This is a genomic window from Streptomyces sp. NPDC006923, from assembly GCF_040635655.1.
Taxonomy (GTDB): domain Bacteria; phylum Actinomycetota; class Actinomycetes; order Streptomycetales; family Streptomycetaceae; genus Streptomyces.
The window spans coordinates 435,824-451,582 of sequence record NZ_JBEYIF010000004.1; the positions used below are offsets into that span (position 1 = coordinate 435,824).

Consider the following 15,759-nt stretch of genomic DNA (forward strand, 5'->3'; position numbering starts at 1 on the left):
CGGGCGCCACAGTCGGCAGCCGGTGGGGGGGTTTTACCTCATTGCGGTGAACGCGCGACTGATCACGGTTGGTGACGCACCCCGCGTAGGGACACCTTCCTCTGAACGGGCGCCTCCCGCGCCCAGACGGAAGGACAACACCATGCTGCGCACCGTCGCTGGAACGCTCACCGCCGTAGCGGCCCTCGGTATCGGCATGGCCACCCCGTCGGTGGCCGCACCGCTCCCGATGGCCGCTCCCGTCCCGGTGAGCGGTTTGACCTGTGACGGCGATACCTACAAGTGCACCGCCGCGCTGAAGTTCGGCGACGGCAACTGGAAGGCCACCTGGACAGTGGCGGTCACCCACCAGGCGACCAGCCCGGCCGCCACCAACACGACCACCACCAACACCGGCCGGACGCCGACCAGCACCAACACGACCGGCACGACCAGCACCGGCCGGACGCCGACCAGCACCCCCAGCACGGCCAGCCCAGCCAACATCGCGGGCATGCCCGGCATGGCCGGCATGCCCGGCATGGCGGGCCGGATTCCGACCATGACGGCCACCAGCGGTCCGGGCACGGCCAACTCGGCGACGCTGGGCTTCAGAGCCCTGGCGCCCGTTCCCGCCACCGTCGTGACCTGCGACGGCAACACCTACAAGTGCACCGCCGCGCTCAAGTTCGGCGACGGCAACTGGAAGGCCACCTGGGCGGTGGCGGTCGCCCACCAGACGACCGGCACGGCCACCACCGGCACAACCACCACCACCGGCAAGACACCGACGAGCACGACGAGCACGACGAGCACGACCAACACGACGCCGACCACCCCGGCCACGACCAGCACCACGCCGACCGGTACCGCCACCCCGGGCCTCAGGGCCGCGGCTCCCGTCCCCGTCACCGGTGTGACCTGCGACGGCGACACCGGCAAGTGCACCGCCGCGCTCAGGTTCGGCGACGGCAACTGGAAGGCCACCTGGAACGCCACCGTCGCCCACCAGAAGTGACGGCCCGCTCCGCCACGGCGGCGGACACCGGGTGACAGCGCGCGGCGGGCGGGGGACCGGATGCCCCCGCCCGCCCGCGCGGATACGAGTTCAGCCGACGAGGTCGTTGCCGGCCTTGACCGCGTCGGACCCGGCCTTCACCGCGCCCTTCACGGCACCCACCTTTTTGCCCACCTTGTTCCCGATGACGCCTTCGGCCACCGGCCTGGCCTTTTCACCGGCGACGGTCGCGGTCTTCGCCGCGCCGCTGAGGGTCCCGCCGAGGTCGGACGCGTGGGCGCAGGGAGCGACGGCGGCCAGGAGCGCGGAGCCCGCTGCCGCGGTGGTGAGAAATCGACGCACGTTCATGGTCGTTACAACGCGCGGTCGCCCCGTGAGGACACGCGGCCGCGGACCGGTCCGGCCGCCCGCGGCCCGTACCGCCGCCGCGGGACACGGGCTCCGGAGAGGTACGGCCGTCCGGCTGCCGGGCCGCCGCGGGGCCATGACACGATCGGCCCGTGCTCGACATCGGCTACTCACTCTCCCGCCGCTTCCCCGATCCGCCACAGACGGACTACCGCCTCGCGGACGTCCGGGCGCTGCGGCACGACCTCTTCTGCGGGGACGTCTATCTCGCCGACACCCACGCGGACCGTGAGGTGTCCACAGCCTGGGGATGGGTGCCGGTGCTCGACTTCGCCTGGGCCCTGTGCGACATCGTCGAGCAGCTCGACCGCGACCCGCGCGGCAGCCGCTCGTCCAAACCCCAGCACGCCGAGCTGGACTTCACGGAATCGGCGGACCGCATGCTCTTCCAGCGGCGCTTCGGCTGGGTCGATGTGGAAGCCGACTGGATGCCCGGCGACGAGCCTCCGCTGACCTTCAGCCACCGGCTGCTGCGCCGCGAGGCGCGTGACTTCCTGCACGACCTGATCGCGGACCTCGCCGATATGCACGAGGGCCTGGCCGACAACCCGATCGTCTGGGATCTCCAGTCCCGCTTCGCGCGCGTCTGAGGCTTTTCCCGCACCGAATCCTGCCGCACCCGGGGCTTCCGGCGCGCGTCCGGGCGGCTCGGGCCGCGCCCGGGCTCTTCGCGCACCGCAGCGGGTGTACCGCCCACGTCATTTCCTCACACGGTGGTCACAGAGCCCACCCAGTGAATCCCGGCCCGGCAGGCGTACATCCTTCGGCGTCGGGCACACGAGCATGTGCCGGAGCACCGCCGGGAAGCGGGCGACCGCCTCCTCCCCCCACTCAAGGCCGTGTCTCCGGAGCACACGAAGACCCCGACCCATCCCCCCAGGTCGGGGTCTTCGAAGGTCCGGCGGGCTTCCGGGCTCCCCGGGCCGCACGCCTCACCCCGCCGGATCCTCCACCCGCACACCTATCTGGGCCGCGAACGCCGGTGCGAGCTGGAGCAGTTGGGCCGAGCTGATGACGGCGCCCGCCAGCCGGTCCAAGCCGCGCGCGATATCCAGCTCGGCCACCGTCCGCAGATCGACGTCCTTCATCCGGACGCTGCTGAAGTCGGCCCGCCTGAGCACGCAGTCCCGGAACTCCACCCGTTCCAGCTCCGCTCCCGCGAAGTCCACCTCGGACAGCACACAGCCCTCGAACACCACGTCCTTCAGCCGGGCCTTGCGCAGATTCAGATAGTCGATCTTGCCCCCGCGGAACAGCACCCGCTCCAGCACCGCGCCATGGGCCTGCGTACCGCCCAGCCGCGCGTCCACCACCTCCACGTCCCGCAGCGATGCCCCCGCCAGCTCCGTGCCCACCCCCCGGACGCCGCTGAGCAGGCAGTCGATGAACCGCGCCCGCCCCAGCGCCGTCTCGTCCAGCACGCAGTCCCGCAGCGCGCAGTCGATGAACCGCGCCCCCGGGCCGCCCTGCCCGCTCAGGTCCCGGTCCCTGAACTCCAGCCCGTCGTAATCGCCGTCCGGCTCAAGGCCGCCGCGGTACGGACTCAGCGGCGGCAGCCGAACCTCCGCACGGCGTACCGCCACCGGTGCCGTCCCGCTCCTCGTCGTCTTCCGTGCCATCCCCCCATGGTGACGTACACCACTGACGGCGTCCCCGATGTCACGGATCACGTCCCGCCGGCCACCGCGTCCGCCGGGGCCAGGTGCCGGGCCCCGGACCGCCAGGGGCGCTTGACCTCAAGCCGACTTGAGGTCGGACGCTGGTCTCCCGCGACCCGACGATCCCCAGGGAGCCCGTATGCAAGCCGTCCGCCTCCACGCCTTCGGCCCCGCCGAGAACCTCACGTACGAGCGGACCGGTGACCCGGAGCCCGGCCCCGGCCAGGTACGGATCGCCGTCGCCGCCGCCGGCGTCCACCTTCTCGACACCGCCCTGCGCCAGGGCCTGACGGGCCCTTATCCCGCGCCGGGCGAGCTGCCCACGATCCCGGGCCGCGAGGTGGCCGGCACGGTCGAGTCGCTCGGCGAGGGCGTCGGCGCCGACTGGCTCGGCAAGCGCGTCGTCGTCCATCTCGGGATGGTCCCCGGCGGTTACGCCGAACTCGCCGTCGCCGACACCACCCGGCTCCATGAGATCCCCGCCGGACTCGACGAGGCCGAGGCGGTGGCCATGATCGGCACGGGCCGCACCACGATGGGCATCCTCCAGTTCACCGACCTGGGCCCCGACGACATCGCTCTCGTACCGGCCGCGGCCGGCGGCATCGGCACCCTGCTGGTGCAGTACGCGAAGAACGCCGGCGCCACCGTCGTCGGCCTCGCGGGCGGCCCCGCGAAGGCCGCTCTCGTCGCGGAGAACGGCGCCGACCTCGCCGTCGACTACACCCGGCCCGACTGGGCCGGCGAGGTGAGCGCCTATCTGGGTGACCGCGGTGCGACCGTCGTCTTCGACTCCGTCGGCGGGGCCATTGGCCTGGAGGCGGTCGGACTCCTCGCCAAAGGCGGCACACACCTGGTCTTCGGCTGGTCGGGCGCGGGGCCGCACGACGGAGAGCCGCTGTCCTTCACCGAGGAGGAGCTGACGGAGCGCGGCATCACCTCGGAGTCGGTCCTCGGCCCCGTGATGCTGGAGAAGGCGGGCGGCGACATACGCGTACTCGAGGAGCGCGCGCTCGCCGAGGCCGCCGCCGGCCGGCTGCGCCCCGCCGTACAGCGCTTCCCGCTCGCGGAGGCCGCGCGCGCCCACCGGGCGCTGGAGACGCGGGGCACCGTCGGAAAGGTCGTCCTGGAGCCCTGAGACGGCGGGGCCCGGTCCAGGGCAGTAAGGAGCGAAAAGGGGCGATCCATGATGTTCTGGGCGGAGCTTTCCGGCCAGACGCCGGGACTGAACAGCGGAGATCCACGGTGAGGGAAGATCTCTATGAGCGACCCGGCGATATCCGGCCGACCGCCCGGCCCCAGGACCGGTCCTCCGTCCGGCGCCCCGGGCACCGAGGCCGACGCCCACCGCTGGTGGGCACTGGCCGTCATCGCGACCGCCCAGCTCATGGTCGTACTCGACGCCACGATCGTGAACATCGCCCTGCCGTCCGCCCAGCGCGAGCTGGGCCTCACCAACGGCAACCGGCAATGGGTTATCACCGCCTACACCCTCGCCTTCGGCGGACTCCTGCTGCTCGGCGGCCGGATCGCCGACCTCGTCGGCCGTAAACGCACCTTCGTCATCGGGCTCATCGGCTTCGCCGCCGCCTCCGCGCTCGGCGGCGCGTCCGTGGGCCCGCTCATGCTCTTCGCGGCCCGCGCGCTCCAGGGCGTCTTCGCCGCCCTCCTCGCGCCGTCCGCGCTCTCCCTGCTCACCACCACCTTCACCATCGGCAGAGAACGCGCCAAAGCCTTCGGGATCTACAGCGCCATCGCCGGCGCCGGCTCCGTCATCGGCCTGCTCCTCGGCGGCGTCCTCACCGAATACCTGTCCTGGCGCTGGTGCCTGTACGTCAATGTGCCGATCGCCGTCCTCGCCGTCATCGGCGCGCTCACCCTGCTGCGCGACCGGGCAGGCCAGCGGGGAGCACACCTCGACATCCCCGGAGCCGTGCTCGGCTGCGGTGGGCTCGTCGCGCTCGTCTACGGATTCAGCGAGGCCGAATCCGCGGGCTGGACGGCCCCCCTCGTCCTCGGCCTGCTCAGCGGCGCCATCGCGCTCCTCGCCGCCTTCACCTGGTGGGGAACCCGCGCGCCGGGCCCGCTGCTGCCGCCGCGCGTCATCAGCGAACGCAACCGCGGCGGCTCCGTACTCACCATGTGCCTGACCACCATCGGTCTCTTCGGGGCGTTCCTCTTCATGACCTTCTTCCTGCAGAACATCCTCGGCTACTCACCCCTCAGAACGGGCCTGGCCTTCCTGCCGATGTCCGCCGGAATCATCATCGGCTCGACCCAGATCTCCGCACGGCTGCTGCACCACGTACCGCCGCGCCTGCTCCTGGGCCCGGGACTGCTGCTCGGCGCGGGCGGGCTCTACTCCCTGACGTTCATCGACACCCACTCCAGCTACTCGGGCCACATCCTGCCCGGCACCCTGATGCTGGGCCTCGGCCTCGGGCTCACCTTCATGCCCGCCATCGCGACCGCCACCGGCGGAGTCCCGCCGAAGGACGCGGGCGTCGCCTCCGCCACCGTCAACACCGCCCAGCAGGTCGGCGGCTCCATCGGTACGGCCCTGCTCAACACCATCGCCGCGACCAGCACCAGCGCCTATCTGGCCGACCGCCTCAGCTCCCCCGCCCGGCGGAACGACCTCACACCGGCCGAGCGGACCGATGCCGTCAACACGGCCGTCGTCCACGGTTTCACCGTCGCCATCGGCTGGGCCGCGGTCATCCTGCTGGTCGCGGCCGTCCTCGCCGTACTGCTGGTCAACGCCCGCTCCCCCAGCAACCGCGAGTCCGCCGAAGCGCGGCCGGAACCCGCCGCGGTCCGGCCGCCCGCCTGAGCGGCGCCGTGCCGGAACGGATCCCCGGGCCCCGGGCGGGCTCGGCGGCTACCGGGCCCCGCCCAGCTCGGCCAGGGCCTCGTCCGTCAGCCGGAACACCGTCCACCCGTCCTGCGGTCGCGCGCCCAGCGACCGGTAGAAGGCGATCGACGGCTCGTTCCAGTCCAGCACCGACCATTCGAGCCGCTCATAGCCGCGCTCCACACAGATCCGCGCCAGCTCCGTCAGCAGCGCCTTGCCGTGCCCGCCGCCGCGCCGTTCCGGACGTACGTACAGGTCCTCCAGATACAGCCCGTGCACCCCGCGCCAGGTCGAGAAATTCAAGAACCACAGCGCGAAGCCGACCGGCTCCCCGTCCTCAGACTCCGCGATGTGCGCGAACGCCGCCGGCCGCTCCCCGAACAGCGCCTCATGGAGCTGCGCCTCGGTCGCCCGCGCCTCGTCCAGGGCCTTCTCGTATGCGGCCAGCTCCCGGATCATCGCGTGGATCACCGGAACATCGGCCTCTGTGGCAGTTCGAATCATGACCGCAGCCTGCCCGCTCCGTCCCCACCGCGCCAACAGCGACCGAGCGACGGACATATCCGGACCGGATCCCCTGTCCGCGCTCCGTCACGCATCCGCCACCCGCTGTTCCGGAGCACCCGCCCCGGCGTCCGGGCCCGCGCGCCCCACCTCACCCGGGTGCTTCGACCGTGTTTCCGCCGGCCCCGCCGGAATGTCCATCACGCGCGGATCCCACGACCGTGCGTGAATCTGCCCATGCGCCGCATTCACCCCAAGATCCGCGCCTGGATCACCAGCGCGCCCGGCACCTACCTCTGGCTGGCCGCCCTCTTCGTCACCACCGTCGCGCTCCACCACATGTCGCCCGAGTTCGAAAGGGAACTCCTGCTCCAGCACTCCACCAACATCCACGAGCTGTCCGTCAACCCCGTCCGCGTCCTCATCACCAGCGCCTTCTGGATCGACGGCGGGAGCTGGCTCCCGTACGCCCTGCTCTACACCGCGCTCCACGCCCCCGCCGAACGCTGGCTGGGCACACCCCGCTGGCTCGCCGTCGTCGCCGCCGCCCACATCGGCGCCACCCTCATCAGCGAAGGCGTCCTCGGCTGGGCCATCCACCACGGCCACGCCCCGCAGTCCGCCGTCAACACCCTCGACGTCGGCGTCAGCTACGCCCTCGCCGGCATCGCCGGGATCCTCATCCACCGCGTGCCCCGCCCCTGGAACCTGCCCTACATCACCGCCGTCGCGGTCTTCTACGGCGCGCCCCTCATCACCGGCCGCACCTTCACCGACATCGGACACCTCACCGCCGTGCTGATCGGCCTCGCCTGCTACCCCCTCACGCCCGCCCACGGCCCCCGCCAAAGCCTCGACAAAGGTGTGGAGAGCGGTGTACGAACACCCTCATGACCAGCACGATCAACGGCGGTATCTCCTTCTGGTACGCGCAGGACGGCATACCCGCACCACGGGAGCCCTTCCCCGGCGACGCCACCGCCGACGTCTGTGTCGTCGGCGGCGGCTACACCGGCCTCTGGACGGCCTACTACCTCAAAAAGGCCGTCCCCTTCCTCAACATCACCGTCCTGGAGAGCACGTTCTGCGGCTACGGAGCCTCCGGACGCAACGGCGGCTGGCTCTACAACGGCATCGCGGGCCGTGACCGCTACGCCCGGCTGCACGGCCACGACGCCGCCGTACGCCTCCAGCGGGCCATGAACGACACGGTCGCCGAAGTCATCCGCACCGCCGCCGCCGAGAACATCGACGCGGACATCCACCAGGGCGGCGTCCTCGAAGTCGCCCGCACCCCCGCCCAGCTCAGCCGCCTCAGGGCCTTCCACTCCGTCGAAACAGCCTTCGGCGAGACCGACCGGATCCTGCGCGGCGCCCGCGAGACCGCCGACTGCGTCCGGGTCAGCGGGGCCGTGGGATCGAGCTGGACCCCGCACGGCGCCCGGCTGCACCCCGCCAAGCTGGTCAAAGGTCTCGCCGCCGCCGTCGAGGCACTCGGCGTCACCATCCACGAATCGACGCCCGTCACCGAGATCAGGCCCCAACACGCCGTCACCCCCTACGGCACCGTCCGCGCCCCGTACGTCCTGCGCTGCACGGAGGGCTTCACAGCGGCGCTCAAAGGCGCCCGCCGCACCTGGCTGCCCATGAACTCCTCCATGATCGCCACCGAGCCCCTGCCCGACAGCGTCTGGGACACCATCGGCTGGGACGGCCGCGAAACCCTCGGCGACCTGGCCCACGCGTACATGTACGCCCAGCGCACCGCCGACGACCGCATCGCCCTCGGTGGCCGTGGCCACCCGTACCGCTACGGCTCGAAGACCGACAACGACGGCCGCACGGGGGCCGCCACCGTCGAAGCCCTCCGCGATCTCCTTGTCCGCTTCTTCCCCGCCACCGCCGGAGCCCGCGTCGACCACGCCTGGTCCGGCGTCCTGGGCGTCCCCCGCGACTGGTGCGCCACCGTCACCCTCGACCGCACCACCGGCCTCGGCTGGGCGGGCGGCTACGTCGGCTCCGGAGTCGCCACCGCCAATCTCGCCGCGCGCACCCTGCGCGACCTGATCCAGCAGGACTCGGGCCAGTCGGGAGCCACCGAACTCACCACCCTGCCCTGGGTCAACCACAAGGTCCGCTCATGGGAACCGGAGCCCTTCCGCTGGCTCGGCGTCCACGGCATGTACGCGGCCTACCGCGCCGCCGACCGCCGTGAGTCCACGGCCGCGACCGCCGTCACCAGCCGTATGGCCCGGTTCGCCGACCGTGTCTCGGGGCGCTGACCTCGCGTCCCGGCGGACCTCGCGTCCTAAGCGGGCTGCGGGGTCAGTTCCTGTTCGGCCCACACGGTTTTGCCGTCCGCCGTGTAGCGGGTGCCCCGTCGGTGGGACATCTGCGCCACCAAGAAGAGACCCCGGCCGTCCTCGTCGGTGGTCCGGGCGTGCCGCAGCCGCGGGACGCTGTTGCTCGTGTCATGGACCTCGCAGGTCAGGAGCTGATGCCGGATCAGCCGCAGGCCGATGGGACCGGTGGCGTGGCGGATGGCGTTGGTGACCAGCTCGCTGACGATCAGTTCGGTGGTCGTGGCCAGTTCCTGGAGTCCCCACAGACTGAGCTGCCGGAGGGCCAGGGACCGGGCGGTACGGACGACGGCCGGGTCGGTCGGCAGTTCCCAGGAGACCGTCTGGCTCGGGCTGAGGGTGCGGGTCCGGGCGAGGAGCAGGGTGACGTCGTCGTACGGCGCCGGGGACGGCAGCGAATCGACCACGGTCGAGCACAGTTCGTCCAGCGGCAGGCCGGGCTGTGCCAGGACGGCGCGGAGGCGGCGCATTCCGGCGTCGATGTCCTGTTCGCGGGTCTCGACCAGGCCGTCGGTGTAGAGGGCGAGGGTGCTCTCCTCGGGCAGTTCCAGCTCCACCGCCTCGAAGGGCACCAGGCCGAGGCCGAGCGGCGTTCCGGCGGGAAGGTCGGCGAAGGTGACCTGGCCGTCCGGGCCGATGATCGCGGGCGGGGGGTGGCCGGCCCGGGCCATCGAGCAGTGCCTGGTGACCGGGTCGTAGACGACATAGAGGCAGGTGGCTCCGAGGAACGCGGTGGCCGTGCCGTTGTCGTCGACGTCCTCTCCGATGAGACGGATCGCCAGGTCGTCCAGGTGGGCCAGCAGTTCGTCGGGCGGCAGGTCCATGTCCGCGAGGGTGTGCACGGCGGTACGCAGCCGCCCCATGGTCGCCGCCGCGTTGATGCCGTGCCCGACCACATCGCCGACGACCAGGGCGACCCGGGCGCCGGACAGCGGGATCACGTCGAACCAGTCGCCGCCCGCGCCATGGCGGCTGTCGGCCGGCATGTAGTGCGAGGCGACGTCGACGGCGGTGCCGCCGGCCAGGCGCTGCGGCAGCAGATTGCGCTGGAGCGCGAAGGCCGTGGCACGTTCGCGGGTGTACCGGTTGGCGTTGTCCAGCGACAGCGCCGCCCGGCTGACGAGTTCCTCGGCGAGGAGCAGATCGTCCTCCTCGAACGGCACCGGGTCCTCCGTACGCGCGAAGAACGCCACACCCAGGATCCTGCCGCGTGCCTGGATCGGCACATACATGCAGGAGTGCATCCCGGACTCACGGATCTTCTCCACCCGTGCGGGGTCCTGGCCGAACCACGAGCCGGGAGAGGTGTCCACGACCGGTTCCAGGCGGGACTTCCCGCAGGACAGCACGCGGGCGAACGGCGAGGCGGGCGGGACAAAGACCTCCGCGCCCCGTTCCCACATGGCCTCCGGCGCTCCCCGGCGGACCGATGCCATACCGGCCCGGCAGACCACCGCGACGCGCCCGGCCGTTGTCCCCGGCCGGGCCGGCTCCTCACCGCGCGGAATCGAGTCCGAGAGGTCCACGGCGGCGAAGTCGGCGAAGAGCGGCACCGCGAGATCGGCCAGCTCCTGCCCGGTCCGCATGACGTCCAGGGTGGTGCCTATCCGCGTACTGGCCTCGTTGAGGATCGCCAGCCGTTCACGCGCCCGCTCCCTGCGGGTGACGTCCACCCACATGGCGCACACGCCCATCGGCCGGCCCTCCGCGTCCTCCAGGCGAAAGAACGAGACGGAGAAGGCGCGCCTGCGATGGCGGTCCACCGGCACCCAGGCCCGGAACTCGAAGTCGATCACCGGGCTGCCGGTGTGCAGCACGCGCCGCATGACGCCCTCGACCGTCTCGGCCTCGGCGACGCCGGGCAGCGACTCCGTCAGCCGGCGCCCCAGTCTCTCCGCACGGGGGATGCCGTCCTGCTGCTCCAGGACATCGTTGACCCAGGTGCAGCGGAGTTCCAGATCACGGACGATGACTCCGATCGGCGCACCGGCCAGCATCGACTCCAGTCCGCTCGCCGGACCGGGCGGGGCCCCGGGCATGCCGGTCGCCGAGACCAGCCAGGACGTGACTCCCGCCGCCCCGGAGAGCGGCGACACCCGCAGGCACGTATCGATCCTGCGGCCGTCGCGGTGGCGGAGCGCGGCACGACCGCACCAGCCGCCCCGGGTACGGCACTCCCGTGCCGCCAGGGTCTTCAGCAGACGCTCCGCGGAGAACAACAGCGCCCCGGCCGGCCGGCCCATCAGCTCCGCGGCCGAATAACCCGTCAGCCGTTCGGCTGCGGGCGTCCAGCCGGTCACCGCTCCTTTCTCGTCCACGACCGCTGTGGCCGCGTCCGTCCGCACGTCGGGGAACACGCGCTCAGGGTTGTCCACCATGGCCATCCCGCCTGCGAGGTGCCTCCCGTACAGCCCAAACCAGCCATACGGTAAAGCCGGTCATTCTATTGTATACATATGGGTGGTAATGGAGACTTTAATGGGTTTATCCCGCGATCCACGCGCCCGGGTGTCCACACAAGAATCAACCCCGGGATCTCCTCCGCCCGCCCATCTCGCAGAACGGGCCCCACGACCGGCGCCCCGTCACCCACCGGGGCCGACGGAGACCCGCCGCACCATGCGCGCTCCCCTGCCCACCGATTCCCCTCACCGACCCCCGAACCCGCGACAAAAGGCAACGGGATTTCCGTCGCGCCGTGTGCGCATCACGTCACTCCGCGTGGAGCTGTCGCAAAGCGCGCGCATGGTGACGCCGAAGAGCAGCGGGACGGTCGGCTACGACTGTCTGATCTACGCCGTGGGCAGCGGCGTCACGTGGCGCGGTGGACGCCGGGCGCGAGCAGGGACCGGACGCTCGCGTTCGGTCCGGTCTCCCCCGCCGCGGCGAGCCGGGCGGCGCCGTCCAGGTACTCCTTCTCGGCCAGCGGCTCCTCGCCGGGAGCGAGCCGACAGGCCGCGCTGTGCCGGGTCCGCAGGGCCGCCTCCGTCGCGGCGTACGCGTCCGGGGAGAGGTCCCCGATACGCAGCCGCAGATGCGGGCCCGCCTGCCCGTAACGGATGAAGAACCACGGTCTGCCGGGCGGGAGTTCACGGGTCGTGGGGCCGATGACGTCGGTCAGGACCCGGTCGTGGGCCGAGCGGGCGGCGGTGGGCAGGTGCAGATGCCGGGTGAGGTTTCCCCGTGATCTTGTCGTCGACCGGCCTTGATCCCGGGACGCTCGGCGTGGAAGTCACGGCCGATCAGGTCCGGGGCCGGCTTCGCCTTCTTGTCCGGCCGGGTCAGCGAGTGGTTCTTGCGCCGGGTGACGCCCCGGATGTCGCGCTCGCGCATCACGCGTAGGAGGAGGAGCGAGCGACCTTCAGTACCCGGCACAGCAACGTGATCGGGTAGTTGCCTTCTCCGTGTGGATGAACCGGTAGAACTCGCTCACCGGTCATTCTCCTTCACGAAGAAGGCAGCCGCTTTTTCAGGCTCTCGATCGTCCGCTGCTGTTCGCGGTTCTCCCGCCGCAGCCGCCGCAGTTCCTCACGCCCGGCGCTGGCCAGCTCGCCGCCCCGGCCCTCGCCCCGGTCGGCCTCGGCCTCGGCCTCGGCCTTGCGGTACCAGCCGCGCAGGGACTCGGAGCTGATGCCGAGTTCCCGGCCCACGACGGTGACCGCCTTGCCCGAGGAGCCGACGAGCGCGATCGCGTCGCGCTTGAACTCCTCGGTGCACCGCTTCGTGTACTCGCTTCCCACTTGGTGCTACTTCCTCTGGAACCTCAGGTCCCAGTCTCCAGGTGTTCAGGTGTCCACGATCAAGGGGAAGCTTCAGAACGCTGGGTGATCCAAGGATTGTTCAAGGTTTCCGCAAGGCCCGATCGGCATGCTCCCCTCAGCGGCGCCGCCAAGCCTTACACCAGACAGCGCGGCGCCACCCACACGAGAGGTCGATCATGGGACCAGGCACTGGGCGTGTTGCGAAAGTAGCGCCGTCCGCCCGGAGGGCGGGGCCCGCGGCGTCTGGTGTGTGCGATCGCGAGGCGGAGGATCGTTCGCGTACGGGACGTACTCGGACGACTCCGGCAACGCGGCGAGCGTGCGGGCCAGGCATCGCGGGCCGGGCGAGGCTTTCGCAACAGGCCCTGGCCGCAGAGTAGCCATCACCCTGTCCGGCGCCGCCTTGCTGGGCACCCTCGCCGTCGCCACCCCGCCTCGGCCACCCGAAGGCGGGCATGACCTGAGGGTTTGCGGCGGAGGCCATTCCCTTGGATGACGCGTTGTCGGCCGGGCACTGTGAGCGCACGCGATCACCAACGGAACGGGCGGGACTCACCACCGCCGACCCCCGGCCCATGAGTCAACCGCCATCTCACACCTCGTACACGAAAATCCAGAGAGGGAACCCGTTGAAGATCAAACGTCTCCTTGCAGGATCAGCCATGTGTGCAGCGCTTATCGCCGGCATCGCCACCTCTCCGGCCTACGCATACGACTTCCAACTGCCCAACGCCAACGGATCCGCCACCGTCTGGCTGACACGGGACGCCGGCTTCCTGTGGGAGGTCTGCGACGACGCCCCGGACGGCATGAGGGCCATGGCGACAATCTCCACCTCATACGACAGCATCACACTGACAGCCGCAGGTACCGCCGGGACATGCGACGAGGGCAGGCTGTACCCCAACCCGCTCCCAGGAGAGACGGTCAACGTCAAGGTCTGGGTACAGAACGGAGCGAACGGCGCGCAGCAGCACGTCCGTCGGGGGATCTACTACCCCTGACGGCCACTTGTCCGCCGGTGACCCACACGAAGCCGGCGGCCTGACCCCATGCCCTGACGCACAGATGCCCCCAGCCCGCTTACCTCGGGCTGAGGGCATCGTCACGTGCGGGTCAGGCAGTCGAGCCGTCGCCGGCGTCGATGAGTTCGAGCAGGGCTGCGGGCTGTACTTCCTTTGCCTGTACTTCCTTTGCCACCGGGGATCCTCGTCATGATCGTCTCCGACGCCCTCGGGCACAGCGACACCCGGATCACGTGGGACACCTACCAGAGCGCCCTCCCCCACGTCGGCAAGAGCGCGGCCGAGGCCACCGCGAGGCTGGTTCCTTTCCAACGCAGGGCCGAGGCGGAGAAGGCCGCCCGCACGGCGGAGAAGGCCCGGAAGAAGTCCCAGCGGGCCAAGAATGCCAAGAAGGCGCGGGCCACGATCGAACAGAAGCCGAACCTGAAAAGCGCACGAAGCAGGGCCCGCCGGTCCTCCGCTCACGCACGCCCCGTCACAGCCTCCCCGCCGTGCGGCACGTCCTGCCCGGAGCAACAGAAAACCCCAGGTCAGGGGCCTGACCTGGGGTTCACCCGGAGCCCCCTGTCGGATTCGAACCGACGACCTACGCATTACAAGTGCGTTGCTCTGGCCATCTGAGCTAAGGAGGCATTTCCCGCACGCAAAAGCCACACGCGAAGGTTCTGACACTCTACACAGCGCCCGGCCGCCCCAGCCACCGAAGTTGGGCGCCCCGGCGAAGGCCACGAGGGCCCCATGAGGGCGCCGCGAGGGCGCCGCGACGGCGCCGACGGGGCGGGGTCGGCACCGGGGTCAGCAATGTCACCGTCCCCGGACTACTGACAGATCCCTGATCCGGGGGTACCGTCACCTCCAGTTCACCCAGGTGGACTAGACCCATCTTCCGCCCTCCGGCGGGAGACCCATTCCTTTACTCGGATCGTCCGGCACGTTCCTGCCGGTGAGGGGAAGACAGCGCCATGGCAACCGTTTCTTTCGACAAGGCAACCCGTATCTACCCGGGTTCCACCAAGCCCGCCGTCGATCAGCTCGAGATCGAGATCGCGGACGGCGAGTTCCTCGTACTGGTCGGGCCCTCCGGCTGTGGCAAGTCGACCTCCCTGCGCATGCTCGCGGGTCTTGAGGACGTCAACGGCGGCGCCATCCGCATCGGTGACCGCGACGTCACGCACCTGCCGCCGAAGGACCGGGACATCGCCATGGTGTTCCAGAACTACGCGCTGTACCCGCACATGTCCGTCGCCGACAACATGGGCTTCGCGCTGAAGATCGCCGGTGTGAACAAGGCGGAGATCCGCAAGAAGGTCGAAGAGGCCGCGAAGATCCTCGACCTCAGCGAGTACCTGGACCGCAAGCCGAAGGCGCTCTCCGGTGGTCAGCGCCAGCGTGTGGCGATGGGCCGTGCCATCGTGCGTGAGCCGCAGGTGTTCCTCATGGACGAGCCGCTGTCGAACCTCGACGCCAAGCTCCGTGTCTCCACCCGTACGCAGATCGCGTCGCTCCAGCGCCGTCTCGGCATCACCACGGTGTACGTGACCCACGACCAGGTCGAGGCCATGACCATGGGCGACCGGGTCGCGGTCCTCAAGGACGGTCTGCTTCAGCAGGTGGACTCGCCGCGCAACATGTACGACCGCCCGGCCAACCTCTTCGTCGCCGGCTTCATCGGCTCCCCGGCCATGAACCTGGTCGAGGTACCGATCATCGACGGCGGTGTGAAGTTCGGCAACAGCGTCGTCCCGGTCTCCCGCGAGGCGCTCGCCGCCGCCGCGGACAAGGGTGACAAGACCGTCACGGTCGGTGTCCGCCCCGAGCACTTCGACATCGCCGGGGAGAGCGCCACCGACGCGCTCTCCAAGGACGCCCCGGCCGGTCTGGCCGTGACGGTCAACGTCGTCGAGGAGCTGGGCGCCGACGGTTACGTCTACGGCACCGCTGACCTCGGCAGCGAGAAGAAGGACCTCGTGGTCCGCGTCAACGGCCGCGCCGTGCCGGAGAAGGGCGCCAAGCTGCACGTCGTGCCGCAGGCGGGCGAGACGCACGTCTTCTCCACGTCGACGGGCGAGCGCCTCACCGACTGACAGCCCTCAGCCGGTTCAAACCACTGACGCGCCCGCGCCGGACAACGGCGCGAAATCGTCCGCACGGCCCCGCACTCCGGTGCGGGGCCGTGTGCGTCTGTCGATAAA

15 protein-coding genes and 1 tRNA gene are annotated in these 15,759 nt (G+C 70.7%); 8 read left to right on the plus strand and 8 right to left on the minus strand.

The features are described 5' to 3' along the window. Window positions 1-142 precede the first annotated feature (142 nt). On the plus strand, window positions 143-997 hold the full coding sequence (locus ABZ707_RS10350; RefSeq protein ID WP_360170897.1) for a hypothetical protein: 855 nt from the start codon (window positions 143-145) through the stop codon (window positions 995-997). Between the two features lie 90 nt (window positions 998-1,087). Here the strand turns inward: ABZ707_RS10350 and ABZ707_RS10355 are convergent, their stop codons facing one another. Further along, window positions 1,088-1,345, minus strand: a complete 258-nt coding sequence (locus tag ABZ707_RS10355; protein ID WP_360170900.1) for a hypothetical protein — start codon at window positions 1,343-1,345, stop codon at window positions 1,088-1,090. Window positions 1,346-1,497: 152 nt separating this feature from the next. On the opposite strand from ABZ707_RS10355, the gene ABZ707_RS10360 reads away from it, so the two are divergent. Then, on the plus strand, window positions 1,498-1,995 hold the full coding sequence (locus ABZ707_RS10360) for a hypothetical protein (protein ID WP_360170903.1): 498 nt from the start codon (window positions 1,498-1,500) through the stop codon (window positions 1,993-1,995). Between the two features lie 342 nt (window positions 1,996-2,337). Here ABZ707_RS10360 and ABZ707_RS10365 read toward each other — a convergent pair whose 3' ends face one another. After that, window positions 2,338-3,024, minus strand: a complete 687-nt coding sequence (locus ABZ707_RS10365) for a pentapeptide repeat-containing protein (protein ID WP_360170906.1) — start codon at window positions 3,022-3,024, stop codon at window positions 2,338-2,340. A gap of 178 nt (window positions 3,025-3,202) precedes the next feature. Here ABZ707_RS10365 and ABZ707_RS10370 point away from each other — a divergent pair, with 178 nt between their 5' ends. Both ABZ707_RS10370 and ABZ707_RS10375 read left to right on the plus strand, forming a co-directional pair. Then, a complete protein-coding gene (locus ABZ707_RS10370) occupies window positions 3,203-4,201 on the plus strand; it encodes a zinc-binding dehydrogenase (RefSeq protein ID WP_360170909.1) in 999 nt (332 codons plus the stop codon). Between the two features lie 123 nt (window positions 4,202-4,324). Then, entirely contained in the window at window positions 4,325-5,896 is a 1,572-nt protein-coding gene (locus ABZ707_RS10375) for an MFS transporter (protein ID WP_360170912.1), read from the plus strand. 48 nt (window positions 5,897-5,944) lie between these two features. On the opposite strand, the gene ABZ707_RS10380 is transcribed toward ABZ707_RS10375, so the two are convergent. Continuing rightward, the gene (locus ABZ707_RS10380) at window positions 5,945-6,421 is read right to left on the minus strand and encodes a GNAT family N-acetyltransferase (protein ID WP_360170915.1); all 477 of its coding nucleotides are present in this window, start codon (window positions 6,419-6,421) and stop codon (window positions 5,945-5,947) included. Window positions 6,422-6,658: 237 nt separating this feature from the next. On the opposite strand from ABZ707_RS10380, the gene ABZ707_RS10385 reads away from it, so the two are divergent. Next, window positions 6,659-7,315 (plus strand): rhomboid-like protein, encoded by a 657-nt coding sequence (locus ABZ707_RS10385; RefSeq protein ID WP_360170918.1) that lies wholly within the window; start codon window positions 6,659-6,661, stop codon window positions 7,313-7,315. Next, complete coding sequence (locus tag ABZ707_RS10390) at window positions 7,312-8,703, plus strand: FAD-dependent oxidoreductase (protein ID WP_360170921.1); 1,392 nt, start codon at window positions 7,312-7,314, stop codon at window positions 8,701-8,703. Before ABZ707_RS10385 ends, ABZ707_RS10390 begins: the two co-directional genes overlap by 4 nt. A 26-nt stretch (window positions 8,704-8,729) precedes the next feature. Here ABZ707_RS10390 and ABZ707_RS10395 read toward each other — a convergent pair whose 3' ends face one another. From ABZ707_RS10395 to ABZ707_RS10410, 4 genes are all read right to left on the minus strand, one after another. Next, window positions 8,730-11,159 (minus strand): SpoIIE family protein phosphatase, encoded by a 2,430-nt coding sequence (locus ABZ707_RS10395; RefSeq protein WP_360170924.1) that lies wholly within the window; start codon window positions 11,157-11,159, stop codon window positions 8,730-8,732. A gap of 434 nt (window positions 11,160-11,593) precedes the next feature. After that, a complete protein-coding gene (locus tag ABZ707_RS10400) occupies window positions 11,594-11,944 on the minus strand; it encodes a lantibiotic dehydratase C-terminal domain-containing protein (protein ID WP_360171357.1) in 351 nt (116 codons plus the stop codon). Further along, entirely contained in the window at window positions 11,899-12,114 is a 216-nt protein-coding gene (locus ABZ707_RS10405) for a hypothetical protein (protein WP_360170927.1), read from the minus strand. Before ABZ707_RS10405 ends, ABZ707_RS10400 begins: the two co-directional genes overlap by 46 nt. Window positions 12,115-12,227: 113 nt before the next feature. Continuing rightward, a complete protein-coding gene (locus ABZ707_RS10410) occupies window positions 12,228-12,521 on the minus strand; it encodes a transposase (protein WP_360170929.1) in 294 nt (97 codons plus the stop codon). A 683-nt stretch (window positions 12,522-13,204) separates the two neighbouring features. On the opposite strand from ABZ707_RS10410, the gene ABZ707_RS10415 reads away from it, so the two are divergent. Next, window positions 13,205-13,546, plus strand: a complete 342-nt coding sequence (locus ABZ707_RS10415; protein ID WP_360170932.1) for a hypothetical protein — start codon at window positions 13,205-13,207, stop codon at window positions 13,544-13,546. A gap of 579 nt (window positions 13,547-14,125) precedes the next feature. Here ABZ707_RS10415 and ABZ707_RS10420 read toward each other — a convergent pair. Further along, window positions 14,126-14,199 (minus strand) — tRNA-Thr (locus ABZ707_RS10420). Between the two features lie 330 nt (window positions 14,200-14,529). On the opposite strand from ABZ707_RS10420, the gene ugpC reads away from it, so the two are divergent. Next, complete coding sequence (gene ugpC, locus ABZ707_RS10425) at window positions 14,530-15,651, plus strand: sn-glycerol-3-phosphate ABC transporter ATP-binding protein UgpC (RefSeq protein ID WP_360170935.1); 1,122 nt, start codon at window positions 14,530-14,532, stop codon at window positions 15,649-15,651. The last annotated feature ends 108 nt before the right edge of the window (window positions 15,652-15,759 follow it).

Bases quoted from the DNA above. Each gene is read 5' to 3' on its own strand.
- ABZ707_RS10365 (WP_360170906.1), bottom strand. From the start codon at position 3,024: ATGGCACGGAAGACGACGAGGAGCGGGACGGCACCGGTGGCGGTACGC.
- ABZ707_RS10385 (WP_360170918.1), top strand. From the start codon at position 6,659: ATGCGCCGCATTCACCCCAAGATCCGCGCCTGGATCACCAGCGCGCCC.
- ABZ707_RS10350 (WP_360170897.1), top strand. From the start codon at position 143: ATGCTGCGCACCGTCGCTGGAACGCTCACCGCCGTAGCGGCCCTCGGT.
- ABZ707_RS10415 (WP_360170932.1), top strand. From the start codon at position 13,205: ATGTGTGCAGCGCTTATCGCCGGCATCGCCACCTCTCCGGCCTACGCA.
- ABZ707_RS10405 (WP_360170927.1), bottom strand. From the start codon at position 12,114: ATGCGCGAGCGCGACATCCGGGGCGTCACCCGGCGCAAGAACCACTCG.
- ABZ707_RS10375 (WP_360170912.1), top strand. From the start codon at position 4,325: ATGAGCGACCCGGCGATATCCGGCCGACCGCCCGGCCCCAGGACCGGT.
- ABZ707_RS10395 (WP_360170924.1), bottom strand. From the start codon at position 11,159: ATGGTGGACAACCCTGAGCGCGTGTTCCCCGACGTGCGGACGGACGCG.
- ugpC (WP_360170935.1), top strand. From the start codon at position 14,530: ATGGCAACCGTTTCTTTCGACAAGGCAACCCGTATCTACCCGGGTTCC.
- ABZ707_RS10355 (WP_360170900.1), bottom strand. From the start codon at position 1,345: ATGAACGTGCGTCGATTTCTCACCACCGCGGCAGCGGGCTCCGCGCTC.
- ABZ707_RS10380 (WP_360170915.1), bottom strand. From the start codon at position 6,421: ATGATTCGAACTGCCACAGAGGCCGATGTTCCGGTGATCCACGCGATG.
- ABZ707_RS10370 (WP_360170909.1), top strand. From the start codon at position 3,203: ATGCAAGCCGTCCGCCTCCACGCCTTCGGCCCCGCCGAGAACCTCACG.
- ABZ707_RS10390 (WP_360170921.1), top strand. From the start codon at position 7,312: ATGACCAGCACGATCAACGGCGGTATCTCCTTCTGGTACGCGCAGGAC.